Genomic DNA, 23,546 nt, shown 5'->3' with positions numbered 1-23,546 from the left:
GTGGGGTTTTTGGGTTTAATGCCCCAACTTGCCACCAACACGGTGTTATCTGGTGCTTGCACACAGTGGACATGTCTTGTGATGCTATGACCGCTTTTGACGGATGAGTTGACCGTAGTGACCGCAAAGGGGTGGCGTGACCGTGCCGGCCAGTACTACGCCTCAAGTGCCGCCCCAGATCGAGACCGAGCCACGCCCCAGCACGGCCCAGAGCCGCGGCGCGGACACCAGGGCCCTGACACAGGTGCTCTTCGCCCAGCTCAAGGATCTGGAGCCGGGCAGCCAGGAGCACATCCGGGTGCGCGGAGCGCTCATCGAGGCGAATCTCCCGCTGGTGCGCTACGCGGCGGCCCGCTTCCGCAGCCGCAACGAGCCGATGGAGGACGTCGTCCAGGTCGGCACGATCGGGCTGATCAACGCCATCGACCGGTTCGACCCGGAGCGGGGAGTGCAGTTCCCGACGTTCGCGATGCCCACGGTGGTCGGCGAGATCAAGCGGTACTTCAGGGACAACGTGCGGACCGTCCACGTGCCGCGCAGGCTGCACGAGCTGTGGGTCCAGGTCACCGGCGCCACCGAGGACCTGACGACGGCTCACGGCCGCTCCCCCACGACCGCCGAGATCGCCGAGCGGCTGAAGATCTCCGAGGATGAGGTGCTGGCCTGCATCGAGGCCGGGCGTTCGTACCACGCGACCTCACTGGAGGCCGCCCAGGAGGGCGACGGCCTGCCCGGCCTGCTGGACCGCCTCGGCTACGAGGATCCGGCTCTCGCCGGGGTCGAGCACCGCGACCTGGTCCGCCATCTACTCGTACAACTGCCCGAGCGGGAACAGCGGATCCTGATGCTGCGCTATTACAACAACCTGACGCAGTCACAGATCAGCCAGGAATTGGGCGTTTCCCAAATGCACGTGTCAAGACTTCTTGCCCGAAGCTTTGCCCGACTGCGATCCGCAAATCGGATCGAGGCGTAACACCTGCGGTTACTTCCTCCCCGGTCTCCCTTCGGCGGCCGAAAAGCCCCACACCCCCTCTTTCCTGCGCTTATTCCATCCCTACTTGTCGACAAGTCACTACAGCGTGTTGCCGACATGTGACATTCTGCAGGAACCGCGTTTGCCGCAGCTCCCCCTCCGGTATTCAGGTGGAGGCTGCGTTCCTCCGACGGGAGCGGCCTCCGCGACCGTCCGCGACCTCAAGGGGGTGGCATGTCCGTAGAACAGGGCAGCTCGAAGGTGCTCACGCTCACGAAGAGCGCTCCCGCGCCCAATGCTCTCGACCACGTGGTCCAGCCGCGTGTGTCCCAGCCGGAAGCCATCGACACCCGCACTCTGTCCCGCTCCCTGTTCCTGCGCCTCGCGGTGCTCGATCAGGACAGCCCGGAGCGCACCTACGTACGTGACACCCTCATCGAGCTGAACCTGCCGCTGGTGCGCTACGCGGCGGCCCGGTTCCGCAGCCGCAACGAGCCGATGGAGGACATCGTCCAGGTCGGCACGATCGGCCTGATCAAGGCGATCGACCGGTTCGACTGCGAACGGGGTGTGGAATTCCCGACGTTCGCGATGCCGACCGTCGTCGGTGAGATCAAGCGCTTCTTCCGTGACACCTCGTGGTCGGTGCGGGTGCCGCGCCGGCTCCAGGAGCTGCGCCTGGCGCTCACCAAGGCCAGCGACGAGCTGGCGCAGAAGCTCGACCGTTCGCCGACCGTTCCCGAACTCGCGGCCGTACTGGGCGTGTCCGAGGAGGACGTGGTCGACGGCCTCGCGGTCGGCAACGCGTACACCGCCTCGTCGCTGGACTCGCCGTCCCTGGAGGACGACGGCGGCGAGGGCTCTCTAGCGGACCGCCTCGGCTACGAGGACATGGCGCTGGAGGGCGTGGAGTACCGCGAGTCGCTCAAGCCGCTGCTCGCCAAACTTCCGCCCCGTGAGCGGCAGATCATCATGCTCCGGTTCTTCGCGAACATGACCCAGTCGCAGATCGGCGAAGAGGTCGGCATCTCGCAGATGCACGTCTCGCGACTGCTGACCCGCACACTCGCGCAGCTCCGGGAAGGGCTGATCTCCGACTGAGGCCCGCGGACCCCGCCCATCGCCCGTACGCCCGGGCGGGGTTCCGGCATGAGGGGCACGACCGGCCGTCGACATGACGGGCCGTCCGTGAAAAGGCAGCCCGCCTCGGACAAGCCGCCCGTGAACAGGTCGTCCACGGACAGCCCCCTGGAACAGGCTGTCCGCGAACCGCCGGCCGAACTCAGCTGAGAGCCAGCCAGCCCACCACGGCCAGGATCACGACGACCGCGACGATGCCGACGATCAGGCCGGCCTTCGGGCCGCCGCTCTGCTGAGGGGCCGCCTGCCGGCGCTGCGGTTCGCCGTCGTCGACGAACGCGCGGAACATCTGGGTGCTGCCCGCGGGGTCGGGATTGCCCTCGGGGCCCTGCGGGGCATGGGGATTGTGTGCCATGGGGCAGGACCCTAGCGAATGACGGATCCCCGTCCCACCCCGGGACCACCGTCGGCCACGCCGAATTTGGGCCATACACCTACATAGTTCTGGCCGGATATGCGGGTGACGCGCGCCGGAAGGGGCTCCGCGCCGGGTGCACCCTTCGATCCGTACATCCGTAGCACGCACCCGCGTTGGTCCGTGCCTCGTACCCGTGCAACTCCCGCGCCGGGCATTGACCTCGGCCATGCGAAGCCTTTTGGGTTCCTTTACTCCCGAGGGCACCGATTTCGTTTGCCTTCAGCAACCAACGGCTTCTACGGTTGCCCTAAGCAACAACATATCGGGAGGGGTCATGGCCGCACGGAGTCAGTACGCGGAGCTGGCCCGACAGCTCACCGCCCTCGGCGCCGTCAAACGGGGGCTGGCCCGCATCCTGCCCGCCGACTGCCCCGGCGGCTCGGCCGCCGTACTGACCATGCTCGAACGGCACGGCGAGATGCGGATGAGCCGCCTCGCCGAGTTGCTCGCCGTCGACATGTCGGTGACCAGCAGACATGTCGCACACGCCGCGCAGCGCGGCTGGATCGAGCGGTGCCCCGACCCGGACGACAAACGCTCGCGCATCCTGCGGCTCACGCCGGAGGGACGGGACGTGCTCGACGAGCTGGCCCGGCGGACGACCGAGATGTTCGCGCGCACCCTCGACGACTGGTCCGACGACGACGTCGGACAGCTGAGCTCCCTGCTGAGCAGACTCCGCGACAGCTTCGGCGACTGCCGGGACTGGCGCTACGAAGACGCACACACCCGTACACCCATGCGGCAAGAGACATAAGGCAAAGGAATTCAATGGCTACGACCACACCAACTGGTGTGCGGGGCGGCCACGCCGAGCACGGAGACGCCCCCGCCTCCGCGACCGGCACGCCGATGACACACCGTCAGATCATGGAGGCGCTCTCCGGGCTGCTGCTGGGCATGTTCGTCGCGATCCTCTCGTCGACGATCGTCTCCAACGCCCTGCCCGAGATCATCTCCGACCTCGGCGGCGGACAGAGCTCCTACACCTGGGTGGTGACCGCGTCGCTGCTGGCGATGACGGCGACCACCCCGCTGTGGGGCAAGCTCTCCGACCTCTTCAGCAAGAAGCTCCTGGTCCAGATAGCCCTGATCATCTATGTGACGGGCTCGGTCGTGGCGGGCCTCTCGGTCAACTCCGAGATGCTGATCGCCTGCCGCGTGGTCCAGGGCATCGGCGTCGGCGGGCTCTCCGCCCTCGCCCAGATCGTCATGGCCGCGATGATCTCCCCGCGTGAGCGGGGCCGGTACAGCGGCTACCTCGGCGCGACCTTCGCCGTCGCCACCGTCGGCGGCCCGCTGCTCGGCGGTGTCATCACCGACACCTCGTGGATGGGCTGGCGCTGGTGCTTCTACGTCGGCGTCCCGTTCGCCGTCATCGCGCTGATCGTCCTCCAGAAGACCCTGAAACTCCCGGTGGTCAAGCGCGAGGTCAAGGTCGACTGGTTCGGCGCCTTCTTCATCAGCGCGGCCGTCTCACTACTGCTGCTCTGGGTCACCTTCGCCGGCAGTAAGTACGACTGGGTCTCGTGGCAGACGTACACGATGGTCGGCGGGGCGATCCTGCTCGGCGCGATTTTCGTCTTCATCGAGTCGAAGGCCAGCGAACCGATCATCCCGCTGCGCCTCTTCCGCAACCGCACGATCACGCTGGCCTCGCTGGCCTCGCTCTTCGTCGGTATCGCGATGTTCGCCGGCACGGTCTTCTTCAGCCAGTACTTCCAGCTGGCCCGCGACAAGTCGCCGACGATGTCCGGTGTGATGACCATCCCGATGATCGGTGGTCTGTTCATTTCGTCCACGGTCTCCGGCCAGATCATCACCAAGACGGGCCGCTGGAAGATCTGGCTCGTCAGCGGTGGCGTGCTGGTGACGGCGGGCCTCGGTCTGCTGGGCACCATCCGGGTCGACACCCCGTACTGGCACATGGCGATCTACATGGCCCTGATGGGCCTCGGCGTCGGCATGATGATGCAGAACCTGGTCCTCTGCACGCAGAACCAGGTCTCCCCCCAGGACCTCGGCGCCGCCAGCTCCACCGTCACCTTCTTCCGCTCCCTGGGCGGTGCGATCGGTGTCTCCGCGCTGGGCGCGGTGCTCGGCAACCGGGTCACGCACTACGTCAAGGACGGCCTGGCCGATCTCGGGCCGCAGGGCGCCGCGCTGGCCAAGAGCGCCGGCGCGAGCGACGGCACGATCCCGAACCTGGACACGCTGCCCGCCCCGCTGCGGAACGTCATGGAGATGGCGTACGGCCACGGCGTCGGCGATGTCTTCCTCTACTCGGCTCCGGCAGCGCTGCTCGCCCTCCTGGTCACGCTGTTCATCAAGGAGGTCGCGCTGAAGACCCGTGCCGGCGGTGACTCGGCGCAGGCGCCCGCGGACGCTCCGGCCCTCGCGGGTGCCGCGACCGCCGCCGGGACCACCGCCGTACCGGCTCCCGCCGCCGCTCCCGCCGCCGTCGTACCGGCCCCGGCGGGGGAGAGCGACCCGACAGCGGTCACCGTACGGGGCATCGACGTACGCGGTGTGGTGCGCGGTGCCGAAGGTACGGCGGTGCCCGGCGCGGCCGTCACCCTGATCTCGCTGGGCGGGCGCCAGCTGGCCCGCTCGGTCGCCCAGGCCGACGGCGTCTACGTCCTGGACGCGCCGGGCTCGGGTTCGTACGTCCTGATCGCCTCCGCCGACGGCTTCCAGCCGCAGGCGTCCACGGTGGTCGTCGGTGACGAACCGCTCGCGTACGACATCCTGCTCTCCGGTACGAGCGGTCTCGCCGGATCCGTGCGCGGGGCGGACGGCGGGCTGCCGGTCGAGGGCGCGATGGTGATCGTCGCCGATGTGCGCGGCGACGTGCTGGCGACCGGGAAGTCCGCCGAGGCGGGCGAGTTCGTCTTCGGCGAGCTGGTCCCCGGCCCGGTGACCGTAGCGGTGAACGCACCCGGCCACCGGCCGCTGGCCCTGCCGGTGGAGATCGGCGCCCAGGGGGTCACCCGTATCGAAGCCGTCCTCCAGTCCGGCGCCCTGGTCCAGGGCACGGTCAGGGCCGGTTCGGCCCGGCGCCCGCTGCCCGACGCCCGGGTGACGCTGATCGACGCGGCCGGGAACGTGGTCTCCTCCGCGACGACCGGGGAGGACGGGGCGTACGCCTTCGCCGACCTGGACGGGGGCGAGTACACGCTCATCGCGACCGGCTACCCGCCGGTGGCGGGTTCGCTGAGCGTGGCCGGCCAGGGAGTCGACGGCCACGACATCGAACTCGTGCACCCCGGCGAGTAGTCGCAACCCATCGGGCGACGCGCCGTTCGACACTTCGGACGGCGCGTCGTCCGGTGGGGGCAGGACCGGGGGCCCGGTTCGTCACGATCGAGGAGAGAGAACGGGATGGGACTTCGCGGACAGGTACGGACGCGGGACGGCTGGGCCGTCCAGCACGCGGTCGTGACCGTGACCGACATGACCGGGGCACAGGTGCTGCGGGCCGCGGCGGACGAGGACGGTGCGGTCAGGACGGACGCGGCGCTGGCGCCGGGGCCGTACACCGTGATCGTGACGGCCGTCGGATACTCGCCCGTCGCCTCCACCGCGCTCGTCACGGTGAGCGGCCGGGCCGAGGTCGGCACGGTGGTCCTGGCCCGGCAGGGCGGGGTCGAGCTGCCGCCGCCCGGCATCTGGAGTCTGGACCCGGCGCATTCGTCGGTGAGTGCGGTGGCCCAGCATCTGGGCATCTCCAGCGTGCACGGCCGGTTCAAGGACTTCAGTGGCCGCATCGAGATCGCCGGGGCGGGTGACGGCCACGAGCGGTCCCGCGTCGACGCGGTCATCGAGGCGGCGAGCATCGACACCGGCAACGCGTTGCGGGACAAGCACCTCAAGTCCCCGGATTTCCTGGACGTGGAGCGCTTCCCGGACATCACGTACAGCAGCACGGGCCTGACACCCGCCGGCCCGGACCGCTGGACCGTGCACGGCCGGCTGACGCTGCACGGGGTCGTCCGCGAGATGGATCTGGACCTGAGCTACCTGGGGACCGGGCCGGACCCGTGGGGCGGGGTGCGGGCGGCCTTCCGCGCGACCACGGAACTGCGCCGCGAGGACTTCGCCATGCACTACAACCAGGTGGTGCAGGCGGGCATCTCGGCGATCGGGACGACCCTGCGGGTGGAACTGGACATCCAGGCCGTGCAGGGGGAGAACCTGCCGGGGGCGTAGGTCCCGCCCCTCACCGCGAGAGCCCGTAGGCTGCGGGCCATGGCACCGAATATCGCAACGAATACGGCCGTTGACCTCGACGGGCTGCTGGAATTCGTACGGCCCCGGCACCGCGCGATCCTGCTGACCACCCGCTCCGACGGACGCCCGCAGGGCTCCCCGCTCGCCTGCGGGGTCGACGACTCGGGCCGGATCGTCGTCTCGACGTACCCGGAACGCGCCAAGACGCGCAACGCCAAGCGGGACGAGCGGGTCAGCCTGATCATCCTGTCGGACGACTGGAACGGTCCGTGGGTGCAGGTCGACGGCACGGCCGAGGTGATCGACTCGCCGGATTCGGTGGAGCCGCTGGTGGAGTACTACCGGAACATCGCGGGCGAGCACCCCGACTGGGACGAGTACCGGGAGGCGATGGTGCGGCAGGGGAAGTCCATCATCCGCGTCACACCGACCCGCTGGGGCCCGCTCGCCACCGGCGGCTTCCCGGCGCATCTGGCCCCTTCCGAGTAAGCGCACGGGGGACCTGGCTGTTGTCCCCTGTGCCTGCCTGTATGCCTGCGTGCGCGTCTGTCCTCGTGTGCGCGTCTGTCCTCGTGATGCGTCTGTCCTCGTGTGCGCGTCTGTCCTCGTGATGCGTCTATCCCCGTGTGCGCATCGCGTCGATGCCGGCGATCAGGAGTTCGAGCGCGAACGTGAAGGCGCGTTCGCGCATCTCCACCACCGTCTCACCGCCGCGCGACTCCATCAGCTCGTCCGCGCTCGCGAACGCCAGCTGGGCGTGCGGCTGTTCGCTGATGCTTCCCAGGGCCTGCCGGAAATACTCGTCCTGGCTCACCCCCGCGTCGGCACTGCGCTGCACGTAGTGGCCCTCGATCGTGCCGAAGCCGTACACGAACTGGAAGACGGCGGAGAGCGCGCCCAGCTGTCCGTGCGGTGTCAGGCCCGTCCCCCGCATGACGGCCCGCACGGCGGCCGAGAAGGCCGTCGAACACGGTCCGATGTTGAGGTATTTGCCGACCAGCGGCGAGACCCAGGGGTGGCGCACGAGTACGGACCGGTAGCTGGCGGCAAGTGCGCGCAGCTGGTCGCGCCAGTCGGCGCCCCCGTGGCCGTCCCGGCTCTCGTGCCCGTTCTCGTGCCCGTTCTCGTGCCCGTTCTCGTGCCCGTTCTCGTGCCCGTCGGCGTCGGCGTCGGCGTCCGTCAGGTCGGGGATCAGGACCTCGCCGAAGACAGAGTCCAGGGCGAGTTCCAGGAGGTCGTCCTTGGTGTCCACGTACCAGTAGAGGGACATGGCGGTCACCCCCAGCTCCGCGGCCAGCCGGCGCATGGAGAACCTGGCCGCGCCTTCGGCGTCGAGCAGTCGCACCGAGGCGGCGGTGATGCGGTCGCGGTCCAGGCCGTTCGCGTGGTCGGACCGTTCCCCGGACCGTTGCTCGGCCCCTCGCCCGCCCCCTTGCCCGGCCCCTTGCCCGGATCGGTGGTGTGCCTGGTGCCGCTGCTCGGACCGGTCGCTTCTCCGGCCGCGGGCCGCCGGCTTCCCCTCCAGCCAGACGCTGGTCCGGGTCGGACGCTTGACGCCATCGGCTTCCGACACCATGGGTGAGCCTCCTCGGTTCCTCCGGCCGGGTGGACCGGACTCCAGAGTCCCGCAAGGTGCCCGGCTCCGGCTACCGCCCGTCCGGGGGCAACCGGGTGACCGCGCGGCTGGTCCACCCCTGACCGTCTGCCCTCATCGCGGCGCGTCACCCGGCTCGCCGGGCTTGATCAGATAGCCCGCTCCACGCCGTGTGTGGATCATCGGCGGGCGGCCCGCGTCGATCTTCCGCCGCAGGTAGGAGATGTACAGCTCCACGACGTTGGCCCGGCCGCCGAAGTCGTACGACCACACCCGGTCCAGGATCTGCGCCTTGCTCAGCACCCGGCGCGGATTACGCATCAGGAAGCGCAGCAGCTCGAACTCGGTCGCCGTCAGGTGGATGGACTGCCCACCACGGGCGACGTCGTGGCTGTCCTCGTCGAGCGTCAGATCGCCGACGACCAGGAGGGAATCGCCGCCGCGCGCGGCCGTCGCACACGACCGGCGGATCAGCCCGCGCAGCCGCGCCACGATCTCCTCCAGGCTGAACGGCTTGGTGACGAAGTCGTCCCCGCCCGCCGTCAGCCCCACGATCCGGTTCTCCACAGCGTCCTTCCCGGCCAGGAAGAGCGTCGGCACGCGCGGCAGCTCGCGCCGCAGCCGCCCCAGCACCGCGAGGCCGTCCATGTCCGGCAGCATCGCGCCCAGCACCACCGCGTCCGGCCGGAAGTCCCGCGCCGCGCTCATCGCGCCCGCGCCGCTGTTCGCGCTGCGCACCTCGCAGCCCTCGTACCGCAGGGCCATGGACAGCAGCTCGGTGAGCGACGTCTCGTCGTCGACGACGAGCACCCTGACGGGGCTCCCGTCCGGCCTGAGCATGTCGGTACGCCCCCGGGGCGAGGTGATGGTCATGGTGCCCACCTTGGCCACGGCCTCTGAAATCCCCCTTTCCGGACCCTGTGAATTCCCTGAGAAACGCCCCAAGGCGGCCCCGGGCCGCTCGGGCCCGTCAGACACAGGGAGCTCAGCGCACCCAGCGCGCTCAGCGGACCCGGCAGGCTCGGCGAGCTCGGCGGGCCGCTCGTCGTCGTACGCGTTCATATCGCCCCGCCTCCGGGGATCGTCCGCCTCCGGGAATCCGGGGGCTCAGAAGAGCCCGTCCTGCACGCCGTCGGCCCGCTCGTCCCGTATCTCCCGCACCGGCACGGACACCGGGCTCCCCGTCGGCGCCGCGACCAGCTCCCACCCGCTCATGAGCCGGGTGTCGAGCACGACGAGGCCGCCCCCGGCCGTGGCGAGATACAGATCGGGCCCGGCGGCCGCGGTCAGCCGCCCGGCGACAAGGCCGCCGTCGACCAGTTCGGTCACCACCCCCGCCGCCGGCGCGAGCCCGTCGAGACCGAACGCCTCCGCATGATCCACCGCCACGAACTCCGCCCTCTCCAGCGACTGCGGCCACCCCTCCAGCGCGACCGCCCGCGCGTGCGTCCCCCCGATCTCGGCCGCCCGCTCCGCCGACCCCGGCAAGGCGGTCCTGGCGCCCCGCTTCCGCGCGTACGGGATACGGTCCGGCACCCCGAGCGCCGTCCTCAGCAGTTCCTCCGTCCGCCGTGCGGCCATCAGCGGCCCCCGCCCCAGCCAGCTGAACACCACCGCCCCCTGTTCCAGCAGCCGCGCGGGCCCACGCTCCTCGGCGGTGATCCCGACCTTCACCATGCCGGGGCCGAACCAGGCGAGATAGACACGGAACGTCCGCGGATCGTCGGCGACGGTGTCGGCCGCCACGGAACGCGCCCGGTCCAGCCGCGCGCACTCGGGACACTGCCCACCCGTACTCCGCGCCGCCACCAAGGCCCTCAGGGGACACGCCTTCCCCCGCGCCCCGGCACACACCCGCGCCCCCACGGCCCGAAACGCCAGGTCGCGCCCGTAGAGCAAGGTGCTCTCCCGCCGCGCCCCGTCACCGTCCCGCCGCCACACCAGCGAGGGTCCCGCTTCCCCCCACCGAAGCCCCCCACACCGCCATCCCACGCGCCCGCACCTCCCTCCACCGGATCAGCCGCCCGCACCCGCTCACCACGATGGCACCCGCCACTGACAACGACCGTGCCGGAGGAGGTGGTGGCCCACCGCCGGCGCGGTGCGGCCGCCTGTGCCCATTTCTCGGCGTCCGTTCTCATCGATCGATATGACTGAATGGAAGACCTATGGCTCCCACACCGGGCGAAGGACGACAGCTATGAACAGAGCACCCGCACTCTCCTGGCGAGAGACAGCGACGGTCCTCGCCGGATGCTGGATCTACTGCGTTCTGGCAACGCTCCTGCTGCACCTGCTGGACGCACCGTCGATACCGATCCCGCCGCTCCTCCTCGCAGGGCTGACCCAGTGGTTTTTCGTCCGCCACCGGTACTGGATCGCGGGCGTCGTGGCGGCCTGTGGGGGAATGGTCGTCGCCTTCACGCTGCTCGACGACATGCGCGTGCACCTGGACCGCATCACCGCCGACGGCATGACCACCGCGGCGGCTGCCCTGGTCTCGCTCACGCTCTTCACCGGCATGTCCCGCGTCACCACCATCTGACGACGGCCTGGCGGGTGTACGACGCCCTCCGCGACATTCCCCGCAGGTGTCCCGAGCCAACGGTTGCCCAGCTTCGCCCCGTGCGGGCAACGCGAAAGCCCCCGGATTTCTCCGGGGGGCCTCTCAGCTGTGCACTCGGCAGGATTCGAACCTGCAACCTTCTGATCCGTAGCTCTAGCCAGATCGGTCAGGGACGGTCATACCGGTTTAGCGACGGCCCTACAAGCTCACTGCCGGACGTGTCCGGTTGCTGTAGTTGCTGTACTTCACTGCTGTACTGCCGCAGGCGGTGAAGAGTGCCGCAATCGCTGCCGCATCGGCATAGGCGCTCACTGCCTCCGAAGCAGGCTGCCACACAGCCGTCAGAACGAGGATGATCACGATCACCCATGGGTATCGAGGGAGGCTTGACAGATGCCTCGGGGTTGGGTCCAAACTCACTGTAGAACCTCCGGGTTCGGAGCCCATCACGCAGCCCTTGCTTCCAGGTCGGAGCCGCGTGATGGGCTTCTGACTGTTACGAGCATGGTGCCTCGTGAATGAACTCAAGAGGCGGGCCTCAGGCGTTGATCAGCCGCCTCGCGGGGGCTCCATGAGGGCTAACTCATAGTGGGTAGGCACTATGAGAACAAGCCAGGATGTCTCCCCTGCTCAGAGCGATAAAACCGTGACACAGCCGGCGCGAAACTACGCACTAACGCAGGCCGGAGCGGTGAACTTTACCTCGCGTTAGCTAGCCTTAGCTAGCCCGTAGTTACCCGTAGCGCGCCTGAGAATGTGGCCGAAAATCTCCCATATTCGAGCTTTACTCGTTGCTGAGATCAGCCTCAGATAGCACGCCGCCGGGAAGGAATTCACCTTCACCACGACTCGCCCCGGCTCCCATCCCGTCCGCCTTCGACCCACACATCGTGGAGCGGGCGTGGTTCATGGCGTCCGGGTGGAGCGCGCCACTGTACGAACGGCCTGGACGCCGTGGGCCGCGTCTGCTCGGCTTTGCCTGGGTCGGAGGTGGCGCCGGATGCCCAAAGGGCAAGAGCAGCCCAACCACCCAGGAGGAAGCCACAGGCCCGAAGACACCCCGCCGGCCACAAGCCCTCCCGGGCGCCGGAGCGCTGTGCTGGCCTTCCTGCGGCTTCGCTGTACGAAGCCAGGACCTTCCGACGCGGTACCCCGTCTGCCTCGACAGGTTTCGGAAGAAGCGGCCCTCCCGTACAGGAGCCCCCGAGTATCCCCCTCCCCGCCCGAAGGGTGGGGCTTGAAACCGTAGAGAAAGTTGTTACTCACGCTGCACTTGGGCTGGGTGTACTCCTCCATGCAGGCTGGAAGATTGATGCCCTGGCGGGTCGACAGTTTGAGGTAGCGCACCGGGTGGGCGGTCCATTGGATGGTGGTGCGGCTGTCGTGGACGGTGAGGGTGCGGGGGTCGCCGTAGGCGAGGGCTTGGAGGGCGTCTCGGTGGTCGTCGGACAGCCAGGCCCATGCTTCGGTGAAGGCTTCGTCGTCGAGGGCTGAGGCGATCGTGCGTGCGGCGATTCGGATCCAGCGGACGGCCTGGTCTGCGGTCTCGCCATCAAGGGAGCCGAGTAGCTTTCGGGGCCGGTCCGCTGCCGGGTCGTGGGTCCAGCATTCGCACCGGAAGCCGTCGGTGAGGAGCGGCGCGGATTTCGTCAACGGGTGCCTCCTGCCCGGCGGGCGGAGAGCACGTAGCGGGTGCTGTCGTCGTAGAGGGTGAGCACGTAGGTCTGGCCGTGGGTCAGGGTGGTGCGGGCTCGTTCGTGTTCGGTTTCGTCGGTGAGCCGGTGGTGGCCCGGCTGCGCGTACGGCCGGTCGAGTTGGTCGGTGACGTCCTGGACTCGGGTCTGCATCCAGCGCACCGCCAGCTGCGGGCTGCTGGCCCGATGGGAGTTCAGCCAGATGGTGCGGCTGTCGCGGGTGTGGGCGGCCGCCTCGCACCAGTAGCCCGTGCTCAGGGCGGATGCGGGTAAGGGGCGTGCTCCCGCGTTCGTCACCACGGGTGGTCTCCGGGCAGGCCGGTGAGGAGTTCCGCCGTGACGGTGTGGCCCCGGCCGTTGTCGTGGATCGCGACGGTGTGGGCGAGCGTGCTGACCATGCCGAGCCCCCGGCCGTGTAAGGCGTCCTGGCCGGCGTGCGTCACCTTCGGTGTTGTCTCGGAGCCGCCGGCGTCGGTGACGGAGATGGCCACCACGTGCTCGCCGAGGGCGAGCGCGACGTGGAAGACGCCCGTCCGGCCACCGCCGGCCGTGCAGAGGAGCGCGTTCGTGCCGAGTTCGCTGACGATCGCCGCGACGTCGTCCGCGCGGGGGTGGCCGGTGAGGATGTCGCGGGTCCAGCGGCGGGCCCGGCTCACCTCTTCCGAGAATCCTGGGCACGTCAGTCCCCAAACCCGCACCCTGCTCATATACTCGTGCATACAAGTTCCTTTACACTGGTGGGCGGCCATGGACCGTTGGTTGGCGCTAGACGAGTTTCACGCCGTCGTGGGCACGCACGGCGGGCGGGGATGCCGCGTCCAAGGCGTCGAGCACGCGGATCGCGAACGCCTCGTCGGCAAGCTCCGCCACCTCGTCGCGGGTGACCCAGCGCAGAGCCTTGGTCTCATCGCCCGTCGTGGGCCGGCCGTCGACTGCCTGGCAGCGGAAGACGAGCGAGACGATCAGGCCCGTCATGTTCTTGTAGACACCGGTCAGAGCCGCCGGGAGGGCGATCTTGATTCCGGTCTCTTCCAGAACTTCCCGCTGCAAAGCGTCGGGAAGGGTCTCGTCAGCCTCGACCACGCCGCCCGGCGGCTCCCAGTGCCCGTTGTCGCGGCGCTTGATCAGCAGGGCGCGACCGTGGTCGTCCACGATCACCCCGGCGACGCTCACCGAGTGGGGGCGTTCGGCAGTGGTCACTTTCGGCGTTCCTCGTCCCGTTGGCTGACTAGGCTCTCACCGTAGCAACTGGACTCAGCCTCTTGTCTAGATATCCAAAGGAGTACACATGGCCGCCCTTCCTACCGGCGTGCTCGGCTCGCTGGACCCGACCAGTGACCGAGCCGTTTTCCGGCAGATCGCCGATCAGCTGCGGGAAGCCATCGACAAGGGACGCTTCGCCGAGAGCGCCAAGCTGCCCTCGGAGTCGGAGCTGGTCGAACACTTCGGCGTCTCCCGCATGACCGTGCGCAACGCACTCTCCATGCTCCAGGGCGAAGGGCTCGTATCGCCCGAGCACGGCAAGGGCGTCTTCGTCCGGCCGCGTCCGCCCGTACGGCGGCTGGCTTCCGACCGGTTCGCCCGGCGCCACCGCGAGCAGGGGAAGTCGGCGTTCATCGTGGAGGCCGACGCCGCCGGCGGTCGCCCTGAGGTCGACAACCTGGAGGTCAAGGAGGAGCGGCCGACCGCTGATGTGTCCGCCCGGCTCGGTGCACCACGGCGGGTGCTCGCCCGGCGCCGCCGGTATCTGCTCGACGGCCGACCGGTCGAGTTCGCCGTGTCGTACCTGCCGCTCGACCTGGCCCGCGACACCCCGATCGCCCAGCCCGACCCCGGCCCCGGCGGCATCTACGCCCGGCTCGAAGAACTCGGCCACCACCTCGACCACTTCGAGGAAGAGATCCGCGCCCGCATGCCCTCACCCCAGGAGGTCAGGACCCTCCAACTCGCCTCCGGCGTACCGGTCATCCATCTGATCCGCACCGCGTTCGACACCAAGGGCCGCGCGGTGGAGGTATGCGACACGGTCATGGCCGCCGATGTCTACGTCCTCAACTACCAGTTGCCCGCCACATAGCAGCCCGGAGCGCACGGATGCCGACGAACCCTCCGGGGAAGCGCGCTGCCCAGAACGCGTCCAACCGGGCACGTACTCATATAGACAAGTGGCCAAGGTGCGCTCAGGACAGTTCCCTCCTGGGCGCCCTCAAGGTGGACCCGGGGCTGCACTTCGCTGCCGTACGGACAACACAAAAGGCCCCCCGGATTTCTCCGGAGGGCCTCTCAGCTGTGCACTCGGCAGGATTCGAACCTGCAACCTTCTGATCCGTAGTCAGATGCTCTATCCGTTAAGCTACGAGTGCTTGGCGTTCCGGGCTTTTTTCTCCCCGGTCGGCGTTGCGAGAACAACATTACATGACCTGCGCCGTCAGGTGAAATCCATTGGCCAGACCATCGCTGACCTGCGAAAACACCCTGGAGCTCGCTCTGGAAGCCGCACGGGAACCCGTACCGGAACGACCGAAGCCCCGGCCAGTTGGCCGGGGCTTCGGTGATCACGCGGAGGCGGAGGGATTTGAACCCTCGATGGGCTTTAAGGCCCAAACCGCATTAGCAGTGCGGCGCCATAGACCGGACTAGGCGACGCCTCCAGCACACCCGCGCGAGCGCGGATGGTGCGTGCAGATGATGACACAGCCAGGCGGCCCGCCACCAATCGGTTCTCACGGTACTAGGCAGGTGGGGCGCAGGGCAAAGCATCTTCGGCGCGCAACGCCGGGGCTCCGGGCGCGTTAGAGATGCCGGGGCGCCGCCCCCGGATCCGTTCATCGTCAGGAGCCCCCCATGCTTCGTCGCCTCGGCCTCACCGCCGCCGTCCCCCTCGCCCTGCTGGGCGCCCTCGCGCCGGCCGCCTCGGCCGTGCCACCTCTGCCGCTGTCACTGCCGCTGTCACTTCCCCTGCCTCTGCCGCAGCCCCTGGCGGAGCGGCAGGCCGACCAGTTCACCGTCACCGTCGCGGACAGCGGGGTCAGGAGCGCCGACGGGGCGTTCAAGCTGAAGTGCGGTCCGGTCGGCGGAACGCATCCCCAGGCCAAGGGTGCGTGTGACCGACTGGCGGAGTTGGCGAAGGACGGCAAGGACCCGTTCGCGCCGGTGCCGAAGAACGCGATGTGCACCATGCTCTACGGCGGTGCGGCCACCGCGCGCATCACCGGTATGTGGCGAGGACACGCCATCGATGCCACCTTCAACCGGACGAACGGGTGCGAGATCTCCCGCTGGCGGACACTGGAGCCGGTGCTGCCGAGCGCCCGGCAGTAAGCGCGGGCCGGAAACAACCCGCCGGGAAGAGGGTTGGCGGGGCGGTGGCCGACCGATGACGAGAGGGTGGCGCGGGCCATTCGCACACAACCTCGGTGAGGCCTCCGCCTCATCCGCCGTCACGGTCTCCTCCCCAGCCCTTAGACTCCCTTCTGAGACAGGCCGGAACCCGAGCGGCAAGATGGGGCCCGCCGTCCGCAAGGTGCAGTAGGTCAGGGAGGAAGCGTCGTCGTGAGCAGCAGGCCATCCCGGGGCGCTGCTCGCCTCGCGGCGATACTCGACGCACTGCCCGACGGTCTGGTGCTCGTCAACGCCAACGGCACGGTCGTCAACGCCAACACCATCGCGCTGGAGATGTTCGAGACCCCCGGGACCGCGCTGGTCGGCCGTGGGCTGCTCGATCTGCTGCCCGAGTTCGACTCCAAGCTGATCCCCGGTTCCATGCGCCGCCCGGAAGAGGCGGACGAGAACGGCCGGACCAAGCCGAAGCGGATGGTCGCGCGGCGTACGGACGGCGGCGAGTTCCCCGCCGAGGTCACCAGCGCGAGCCTGGAGGACGGCAGGGACGCGTACAACGACTCGCACAACTACACCGGCGACGAGCTGCTGATGCTGGTCGTACGGGACCTGTCGGGCACCGTGGACACCGAGGCCGAGCTGGCACGCTCGCAGCGGCAGACCGAGATGATCCTGCGGGCCGCGTCGGAGGGTGTCGTCGGTACGGACACCGAGGGCCGGGTCGTCCTGGTCAACCCGGCCGCCGCGCAGATCCTCGGCTTCCGCGCCAGCGACCTCGGCGGCCATCAGCTGCACCCGCTGATCCTGCACTCGCGGGCGGACGGTGAGCCGTTCCCGTACGAGGACTCCCCGCTCGCGGACACGCTCAGGTCGGGACGCAAGCACCGGGTGCGCGGGCAGGTGTTGTGGGCGAAGAGCGGCAAGCAGGTGCCGGTCGATCTGACGACCGCGCCCGTGCGGGACGGCGATCAGCTCGTCGGCGCCGTGATGACCTTCACCGACCGCCGACCGTACGAGGAGCTCACCGAGCAGCACACCGCCGAGCTGGCGGAGGCGAAGGACCGGCACGCGGCGGAGCTGACGAAGACCACGGAACGGCTCACGGCGGAACGGACCGCGACGACCGAACGTCTCACCGCCGAGCTGGCGGAAGCGACCGAGCGGCACGCGGTGGAACTCGCCGACCGCAGTGACCGGTACGCCGCCGAGATCGAGGAACTGACGGAGCGGTACGGGGCCGCGAGCGCCCGACACAGCCAGCTGACCGCCGTACTCGGCGAGTCGCTGCGCGGGCCGTTGGAGGAACTGCGCGGCGAACTGACCACGCTGGCCGCCGATCCCGCAGGCCAGCTGTGGCCCGAGGCGAACCAGATCCTGCATCATCTGGCCGCCGGTTACGCCCGGATGACGACCCTGGTGGACAACGTCCTCGGCTACCAGCGGCTCGACGCGGGCGTGGAACAGCTCACCAAGACGAACGTCCTGCTCGACGGGGTCGTGGCGGCCGGTGTCGAGGGTGCGATCGAGCTGATCGGTCCCGGCCGGGCGCAGTTCGCGGTGCACGCGCCGCCCATCGAGGCCGAGGTGGACGGTGGACGCCTGGCGACGGCGCTCGCGCATCTGGTCGCCGATGTGGCCGGGGTCGACTCGACCGGCCGGGCGCGGCTGCTGCCGGGCGGCGGTTACGTGGACTCGACGATCGTGGTGGCGGCCGCGCAGCGCGGTGATGTCGTACGGATCGAGGTGCGCGGGCCGTTCGCGGGAGGCGATCCGGTGCACGAGCCGATCGTGCGCGGGATCGTACGGGCGCACTGCGGCGTGCTGCAGACGCACGAGGTGCCGGGGATGAGCGGCAGCGCGTATGTGCTGGAGGTACCGCTGGGCGGGGGCGCGGGGACGGTTCCGCCGCCCTCCGCGATGCCCGCGCCCGCTGCGGCGCCCACACCCGTCGCAGCGGCCGAAGACGCGACAGCGGCCGAGCCGGAGCCCGCCGCCGAGGGGCAGGGCCCGCAGGGTCCCGCGGCCTCCTCGGGTGGTGGCAGGCGGCGCGCGCGGCGGTCGTCCACGGACGCGTTCCTGGAGGGCCCGGCGGAGGACGCCGGGGAGCCGACCGGACGGCGCAGGGCGCGGGCGGCCGACCCCGGCAACGGTGCCAGCGCCGGATCCGGTGCCGGTGCCGGTGCCGTCACGGGAGACGGTGTTGGCGCTCAGGCTGTCGGCGCCGGAGCCGGTACCGAGGCTTCCGTACCGCCCGCACAGGATGACCCCGGGCAGGAGTCCGGCGGAAGCGGTGGCACCGGCCGTCGGCGTGGGCGGCCGAGCCCGGCGGAAAGCGCAGGAGCCGCCGCCGGGGCGGGTACGGGTTCCGCCCTCGCGCTGCCGGCGGCGGCGCCCTCGGAGGGCTCGGTTGTGACCGCCGCCGAGGGGTCGCATCCGAACGGGCGCGCGGCGCTCGGCCAGGCCGTATCGCCGCGCGGTGTGCCCGCGAACGCGGCCACGGCCGCCTCGGCGCCCGGCGTGGGTGTGGGGCGCCGGGCACCGCAGGGCGGGCAGCGGGCCCTGCCGGCGCTGCCCCCCGCCACCTCCGACGCGCCCTCCGCCTCGTCCGCGCCCGCCGTACGGGGGCTCTCCTCGGCCCCGCCGTCACCTCCGGTCCCCGGACGGACAGCACCGCCGCAGATGAGGCGGCCGGCCCCGATGCAGCCGCCGGCTCCGATGCCCCCGGCACAGTCCGTCCCCGGGCAGTCAACTCCGGGGCAGTCCGGATCCGCGCCGTCCGCTCCCGGGCAGTCCGTTCCCGGGCCGTCCATTCCCGGGCCGACGACCGCCCCCGGCCAGGCGCAGGCCCCGGCTCAGAATCAGGCCCAGAATCAGGCCCAGACCCAGGCCCAGACCGCCGGGCGCCGGGCGCGCAGGGCGCTGGCACCCGCTCAGGAACGGCACACCGCCACGCCGGCCGACCCGCAGGGTGCCCGGAGCGCGTTCGCGCTTCCGCCCGCCGAGGCGGACCGCACCCCCTTCCCCGCCCCGGCCGCCTCGTCCGTGCCCGTCCCGGCCACGGCCCCGCCCGCCGATCCCGGTCTGCCTGCCCGGCCGACCTGGCCGGGCACCGGGCCCGACGCCTCGCTACCGGGCCGCCATGACGCCGTACGTACGGCACCGGACGCCGACCACACCCCGCCCCAGCCGCACCCGCTGCCCGCTTCGGCACAGGGACACCGCCAGGCACGCGGGGAAGCCTCCGTACCGTCCGGCCAGGGCCCCGGCACCGGCGCCATGGCCGTCGATCCGAACGGGTGGGGAAGTCCCGGGCCGGTGCCCCCCGGCCACGGCGCGCCCACGGGTGCGGGCTTCGGCATGATGACGCCGCCGCCGGCCTGGCCCGACGATCCCGCCCCGGACGGCGGCGCCGGCGGCATGCCGGCCGCCTCCGCCTCGCGCGAGCCCGGCGCGTCGAGTGCGTCCACCAGGTCCGCCGTACCTGTCACACCCGCCGCACCCGCCGCACCAGTGGCGGAATCCGATGATCAGCTGCCGCGACGCGCCGCCGCCCAGCCGCTGCCGCCCGCCCAGCCGCTCCCCGAAGAGGCTCCGGTCTCCCCGGACTCCACCCAGGGACGTGCCTTCAGCGTGCGCACGCTCGGCCAGGGCGTGCCCTTCGCACAGCACCTGCCCCAGCAACCGAGCCAGGGCCCGGCCCAGACCCAGCCGCAGTCCCTCGGCTCCGGCCGGCGCCGCAGGCTGGGCACCCCGCCCGACGGTGACGACCGTGCCGAGCCGGTCACCAGGCCCCAACCGCAGGCCCAGGCAGCCGGTCAGACGCCTGGCCAGACGCCTGGCCAGGCCCAGGGCCTGTCGCACGGCCACCCGCAGGCCGGCTCGTCCCAGGGCGGCTCACGGCTGCCCGCCGATCACTCCGAGGGACGGTCCTACGCGATCGGCGCGCCCGACGAGGGCGCGGAAGGCCCCGAGCCGCTGGACGGCCCCGGTGGCGCGGTCGAGGTCGCGAACCGCCCCCAGCCACGCCCCGTCGACGACGAGCTCCCCCCGGAACCGCTCGACAACCCGCGCCGGCTGCTGGTCTGGCCCGCGCCGGACGTCTCCACCCAGCAGGCGCTGAGCGACCGCGGTTACCGCCCCGTGGTCGTGCACTCCCGCGAGGAGGTCGACGCCCAGATCGCCGCGTTCCCGGCGGCGCTGTTCGTCGACCCGCTGACCGGCCCGATCACCCGTACCGCGCTCCAGTCGCTCCGCCAGGCCGCGGTCGCCGCCGAGGTGCCCGTCCTGGTCACGGCGGGCCTGGGACAGGCGACCCGGGAGGCGGCGTACGGCGCTGACCCGGCCGTGCTCCTCAAGGCCCTGGCGCCGCGCGACAGCGAGCAGCACCCGTCACGCGTCCTGGTGATCGAAGAACGCGAGGAGATCGCGTTCGCCCTGACGGCGACGCTGGAGCGGCGCGGTATGCAGGTCGCCCGGGCGGCGACGGACGACCAAGCGGTCGCCCTGGCCTCCCAGATGCGACCGAACCTCGTGGTCATGGACCTGATGCGGGTACGACGCCGACGCGCGGGGATCGTCGACTGGCTGCGGGCGAACGGCCAGTTGAACCGCACCCCGCTGATCGTCTACACCGCGACCGGCATCGACGCGGCCGAGCTGCCTCTTCTCTCCTCCGGGGAGAACGTGCTGTTCCTCGCCGAGCGCTCCACCAGCGACGAGGTACAGGCCCGGATCGTCGACCTGCTCGCGAAGATCGGCACCAACTAGCGGCCCCCGGGGCCGCTGACGAGGGCCTGCTGACGAGGGCCTGCTAACGAGCGCCTGCTGACGAAGCGCTGCTGACGAGGCCGGTTCTCCCATGGCCGGGCCGTACGAGGACCGGCCATGGGAGAGACCGTACAAAGGGGATCCTGGCGCGGCCCTGTCGGCCGCCCACCCCGCCCGTACAGCGGTTCAGCGGTTCCCCTTCCGCCCTGTCCTCCCTACAGCTGAGTGACGTCCAGCTCCCCGTTCGCGTACTGCTTGCGGATCACCTTCTTGTCGAACTTCCCGACGCTCGTCTTCGGCACCGCGGGCACCACCGCCCAGCGCTCCGGCAGCTGCCACTTCGGGATCCTCCCGGCGAGGAACCCCCGGAGCGACGCGTAATCGGCGGCAGCGCCCTCCTTGAGGACGACCGTCGCGAGCGGGCGCTCGCCCCACCTCTCGTCCGGTACGGCCACGACCGCGGCCTCCGTGACCTCCGGATGGGCCATCAGCGCGTTCTCCAGCTCCACACTGGAGATCCATTCGCCGCCGGACTTGATGACGTCCTTGGCGCGGTCGGTGAGCGTGAGATAGCCGTCGGGGCTGATGACACCGACGTCGCCGGTGCGCAGCCAGCCGTCCTCGCTGAACTTGTCCTCGGGTTTGACCGCCTCGCCGCCCGCGCCGCCGTAGTACGCCCCGGCGATCCACGGGCCGCGTACCTCCAGCTCACCGGCCGACGCACCGTCCCATGGCAGGAAGTCGCCACCGGGTCCGGCCAGCCGCGCCTCCACACCGGCCGGGAAGCGCCCCTGGGTGACGCGGTACGGCCACTCCTGCTCGGCGGTGAGCCCGGCGGGCGGATTGGACATCGTGCCGAGCGGCGAGGTCTCCGTCATGCCCCAGGCATGGCAGAGGCGTACGCCGAGCTTGTCGTACGCCTCCATCAGCGACGGCGGACAGGCCGAACCGCCGATGGTGACGCGGGCCATGGAGGTCAGATCACGCGGCCGGGCGGTGACCTCGGCGAGCAGCCCCTGCCAGATGGTCGGGACGGCGGCGGCATGGGTGGGTTTCTCACGCTCGATCATCTCGGCGAGCGGGGCGGGCTGCAGGAAGCGGTCGGGCATCAGCATGTTCACGCCGCTCATGAAGGTGGCATGCGGCAATCCCCACGCATTTACGTGGAATTGGGGCACTACAACCAGCGTGGTGTCGTTGTCCGTGAGTCCCATCGACTCGGACATGCAGACCTGCATGGAGTGCAGATAGATCGAACGGTGCGAGTAGACAACGCCCTTGGGGTCTCCTGTCGTGCCGGAGGTGTAACACATGGCGGCGGCGGCACGCTCGTCCAGCTCGGGCCAGTCGAAGGTGGCCGGGCTGCCGGCGATCAGCTCCTCGTATTCGTGCACCCGCGCGTCGGAGCCCTCCAGCGGGCCGCGGTCGCCGGGGCCGGAGACGACGACATGCTCGACGGTCGGCAGGTGCGGGAGGAGCGGGGCGAGCAGCGGCAGCAGGGAGCCGTTCGCGATGATCACGCGGTCCGCGGCGTGGTTGATGATCCAGATCAACTGCTCCGCGGGGAGACGGAGGTTGAGCGTGTGGAGGATCGCGCCCATGGAGGGGATCGCGAAGTACGCCTCCACGTGGTCAGCGTTGTTCCACATGAGGGTGGCGATGCGCTCGTCGGCGGTGACTCCGAGTTCGTCCCGCAGGGCGCGGGCGAGGCGCGTCGCGCGCCCGCCGATCTCGGCGAAGCTGCGTCGATGGGGCTCGCTCCCGCCGGTCCAGGTCGTGACCTGTGACGTCGCGTGGATGGTCATCCCGTGGCGCAGGATACGGGTCACAGTCAGCGGTACGTCCTGCATGGTGCTGAGCACGGCGTCCTCCCGGTGGGCGCTGGCGCTACGTTGCGGCAAGCGATGCGCCGATTCTGCGCACGTACCGCGCGGTATGTCACTACCCGGGCGATGAACCACCGCAGGAAGCCTCGCCGGAAGCTCGCCGGGAGCCGGCCGGACCGGCGCCGGCACCTGGCGGAAGTGTTCGGCGGCACCTGGCAGGACCTGTTCGAGCGACGGTCAGCGGACGGGCAGGAGTTCCGGGTCCTCGCGGAGCTTGCCGAGCGCGCGGGACACCGCGCTCTTGACCGTGCCGACCGAGACACCGAGCACCTCGGCGGTCTGGGCCTCGCTGAGATCCTCGTAGTAGCGCAGCACGACCATGGCCCGCTGGCGGTCGGGGAGTCTCATCACCGCCCGCCACATCGCGTCGTGCAGGACTTGCCGTTCGGCCGGGTCGGGCTCCGGCAGGCCCGTGGACTCGGGCAGTTCCTCGCAGGAGAACTCGTCGACCTTGCGCTTGCGCCACAGCGAGGTACGGGTGTTCACCAGGGCCCGGCGGACATAACCGTCGACGGCGCGATGATCCTCGATCCGGTCCCAGGCGACGTAGGTCTTGGCGAGGGCCGTCTGCAACAGGTCCTCCGCGTCGCACGGATTGGCCGTGAGGGAGCGGGCGGTACGCAGCAGCACGGGCCCCCGCGCCCGTACGTACGAGGTGAACGACGCGTAGGGCGGGTACGACGCGTAGGGCGGGTTCGACGCGTAAGGCGGGTACGGCTGGTACGCGGCCGGCTTGGCGGCTGTGGAGACGCTCGTGCGGACAGGCGTGGTCATGGCTCCACGCTAGGAGCGAGACCCGCCCGGTGGATCGGCCCCAGGTCCCGAAGCGCTGTCCGCCTCAGGGAGTAGGGGCGCCTCCGGCTCCACCTCCTGAAGGTGGAGGAGGGGCAGGAGGCCATCAGGGTCGCCCCTGGGAACGGCCCTCAGGGCCGGGGG

At 70.4% G+C, this 23,546-nt stretch carries 19 protein-coding genes and 2 tRNA genes; 10 read left to right on the top strand and 11 right to left on the bottom strand.

Translation table 11 applies throughout. The features are described 5' to 3' along the window. The first annotated feature begins 142 nt into the window (after positions 1-142). Together ACIBAE_RS23600 and ACIBAE_RS23595 are read left to right on the top strand one after the other, a co-directional pair. Positions 143-976: an RNA polymerase sigma factor SigF gene (locus tag ACIBAE_RS23600; protein WP_399288965.1), complete on the top strand. Its 834-nt coding sequence runs from the start codon at positions 143-145 to the stop codon at positions 974-976. A 234-nt stretch (positions 977-1,210) separates the two neighbouring features. Beyond that, the gene (locus tag ACIBAE_RS23595) at positions 1,211-2,077 is read left to right on the top strand and encodes an RNA polymerase sigma factor SigF (protein ID WP_399288963.1); all 867 of its coding nucleotides are present in this window, start codon (positions 1,211-1,213) and stop codon (positions 2,075-2,077) included. A 181-nt stretch (positions 2,078-2,258) separates the two neighbouring features. Here the strand turns inward: ACIBAE_RS23595 and ACIBAE_RS23590 are convergent, their stop codons facing one another. Continuing rightward, the gene (locus ACIBAE_RS23590) at positions 2,259-2,471 is read right to left on the bottom strand and encodes a hypothetical protein (protein WP_399288961.1); all 213 of its coding nucleotides are present in this window, start codon (positions 2,469-2,471) and stop codon (positions 2,259-2,261) included. 337 nt (positions 2,472-2,808) lie between these two features. Between ACIBAE_RS23590 and ACIBAE_RS23585 the strand changes: the two genes are divergently transcribed. From ACIBAE_RS23585 to ACIBAE_RS23570, 4 genes are all read left to right on the top strand, one after another. Continuing rightward, positions 2,809-3,291, top strand: a complete 483-nt coding sequence (locus tag ACIBAE_RS23585) for a MarR family winged helix-turn-helix transcriptional regulator (protein ID WP_399288958.1) — start codon at positions 2,809-2,811, stop codon at positions 3,289-3,291. 14 nt (positions 3,292-3,305) lie between these two features. Then, complete coding sequence (locus tag ACIBAE_RS23580) at positions 3,306-5,810, top strand: MFS transporter (protein ID WP_399288956.1); 2,505 nt, start codon at positions 3,306-3,308, stop codon at positions 5,808-5,810. A 105-nt stretch (positions 5,811-5,915) separates the two neighbouring features. Continuing rightward, positions 5,916-6,743, top strand: coding sequence for a YceI family protein (locus ACIBAE_RS23575; RefSeq protein ID WP_399288954.1), 828 nt, complete (start codon positions 5,916-5,918; stop codon positions 6,741-6,743). Positions 6,744-6,782: 39 nt separating this feature from the next. After that, positions 6,783-7,253 (top strand): PPOX class F420-dependent oxidoreductase, encoded by a 471-nt coding sequence (locus ACIBAE_RS23570; RefSeq protein ID WP_399288952.1) that lies wholly within the window; start codon positions 6,783-6,785, stop codon positions 7,251-7,253. Between the two features lie 127 nt (positions 7,254-7,380). Here ACIBAE_RS23570 and ACIBAE_RS23565 read toward each other — a convergent pair whose 3' ends face one another. The 3 genes from ACIBAE_RS23565 to ACIBAE_RS23555 form a co-directional block, all read right to left on the bottom strand. Continuing rightward, positions 7,381-8,340 (bottom strand): TetR/AcrR family transcriptional regulator, encoded by a 960-nt coding sequence (locus ACIBAE_RS23565; protein WP_399288949.1) that lies wholly within the window; start codon positions 8,338-8,340, stop codon positions 7,381-7,383. Positions 8,341-8,472: 132 nt separating this feature from the next. Next, on the bottom strand, positions 8,473-9,231 hold the full coding sequence (locus tag ACIBAE_RS23560; protein ID WP_399288947.1) for a response regulator transcription factor: 759 nt from the start codon (positions 9,229-9,231) through the stop codon (positions 8,473-8,475). A gap of 234 nt (positions 9,232-9,465) precedes the next feature. Further along, positions 9,466-10,350 (bottom strand): DUF2797 domain-containing protein, encoded by an 885-nt coding sequence (locus ACIBAE_RS23555; RefSeq protein WP_399288945.1) that lies wholly within the window; start codon positions 10,348-10,350, stop codon positions 9,466-9,468. A 208-nt stretch (positions 10,351-10,558) separates the two neighbouring features. Between ACIBAE_RS23555 and ACIBAE_RS23550 the strand changes: the two genes are divergently transcribed. Beyond that, positions 10,559-10,903 carry a hypothetical protein gene (locus ACIBAE_RS23550; protein WP_399288943.1) on the top strand — a complete coding sequence of 115 codons (345 nt, stop codon included), beginning with the start codon at positions 10,559-10,561 and terminating at the stop codon, positions 10,901-10,903. A 1,670-nt stretch (positions 10,904-12,573) separates the two neighbouring features. Here ACIBAE_RS23550 and ACIBAE_RS23545 read toward each other — a convergent pair. The 3 genes from ACIBAE_RS23545 to ACIBAE_RS23535 are packed head-to-tail and all read right to left on the bottom strand — an operon-like array spanning position 12,574 to position 13,791. Then, entirely contained in the window at positions 12,574-12,918 is a 345-nt protein-coding gene (locus tag ACIBAE_RS23545; RefSeq protein ID WP_399288940.1) for a hypothetical protein, read from the bottom strand. Next, positions 12,912-13,337, bottom strand: a complete 426-nt coding sequence (locus tag ACIBAE_RS23540; protein WP_399288937.1) for an ATP-binding protein — start codon at positions 13,335-13,337, stop codon at positions 12,912-12,914. The genes ACIBAE_RS23545 and ACIBAE_RS23540 overlap by 7 nt, the downstream gene beginning before the upstream one ends. Before the next feature lie 46 nt (positions 13,338-13,383). After that, positions 13,384-13,791 carry an NUDIX hydrolase gene (locus tag ACIBAE_RS23535; protein ID WP_399289121.1) on the bottom strand — a complete coding sequence of 136 codons (408 nt, stop codon included), beginning with the start codon at positions 13,789-13,791 and terminating at the stop codon, positions 13,384-13,386. 115 nt (positions 13,792-13,906) lie between these two features. Here ACIBAE_RS23535 and ACIBAE_RS23530 point away from each other — a divergent pair, with 115 nt between their 5' ends. After that, positions 13,907-14,695 (top strand): GntR family transcriptional regulator, encoded by a 789-nt coding sequence (locus tag ACIBAE_RS23530; RefSeq protein ID WP_399288934.1) that lies wholly within the window; start codon positions 13,907-13,909, stop codon positions 14,693-14,695. A gap of 213 nt (positions 14,696-14,908) precedes the next feature. Here ACIBAE_RS23530 and ACIBAE_RS23525 read toward each other — a convergent pair. Next, positions 14,909-14,981, bottom strand: a tRNA-Arg gene (locus tag ACIBAE_RS23525). Between the two features lie 197 nt (positions 14,982-15,178). Then, positions 15,179-15,269 (bottom strand) — tRNA-Ser (locus ACIBAE_RS23520). Positions 15,270-15,462: 193 nt separating this feature from the next. Between ACIBAE_RS23520 and ACIBAE_RS23515 the strand changes: the two genes are divergently transcribed. Together ACIBAE_RS23515 and ACIBAE_RS23510 are read left to right on the top strand one after the other, a co-directional pair. Then, a complete protein-coding gene (locus tag ACIBAE_RS23515) occupies positions 15,463-15,939 on the top strand; it encodes an SSI family serine proteinase inhibitor (RefSeq protein WP_399288931.1) in 477 nt (158 codons plus the stop codon). A 231-nt stretch (positions 15,940-16,170) separates the two neighbouring features. Continuing rightward, the gene (locus tag ACIBAE_RS23510) at positions 16,171-20,724 is read left to right on the top strand and encodes a PAS domain-containing protein (protein WP_399288929.1); all 4,554 of its coding nucleotides are present in this window, start codon (positions 16,171-16,173) and stop codon (positions 20,722-20,724) included. Between the two features lie 215 nt (positions 20,725-20,939). Here ACIBAE_RS23510 and ACIBAE_RS23505 read toward each other — a convergent pair whose 3' ends face one another. After that, positions 20,940-22,586, bottom strand: a complete 1,647-nt coding sequence (locus tag ACIBAE_RS23505; protein WP_399288927.1) for a long-chain fatty acid--CoA ligase — start codon at positions 22,584-22,586, stop codon at positions 20,940-20,942. Positions 22,587-22,787: 201 nt separating this feature from the next. Beyond that, complete coding sequence (locus tag ACIBAE_RS23500) at positions 22,788-23,384, bottom strand: SigE family RNA polymerase sigma factor (RefSeq protein WP_399288924.1); 597 nt, start codon at positions 23,382-23,384, stop codon at positions 22,788-22,790. Positions 23,385-23,546: the final 162 nt, after the last annotated feature.

It is taken from the genome of Streptomyces sp. NPDC051569, assembly GCF_044454085.1.
Lineage (GTDB): Bacteria > Actinomycetota > Actinomycetes > Streptomycetales > Streptomycetaceae > Streptomyces.
The sequence above is the reverse complement of the archived record's forward strand: the minus strand, read 5'-3'. Positions and strand labels throughout refer to the sequence as shown.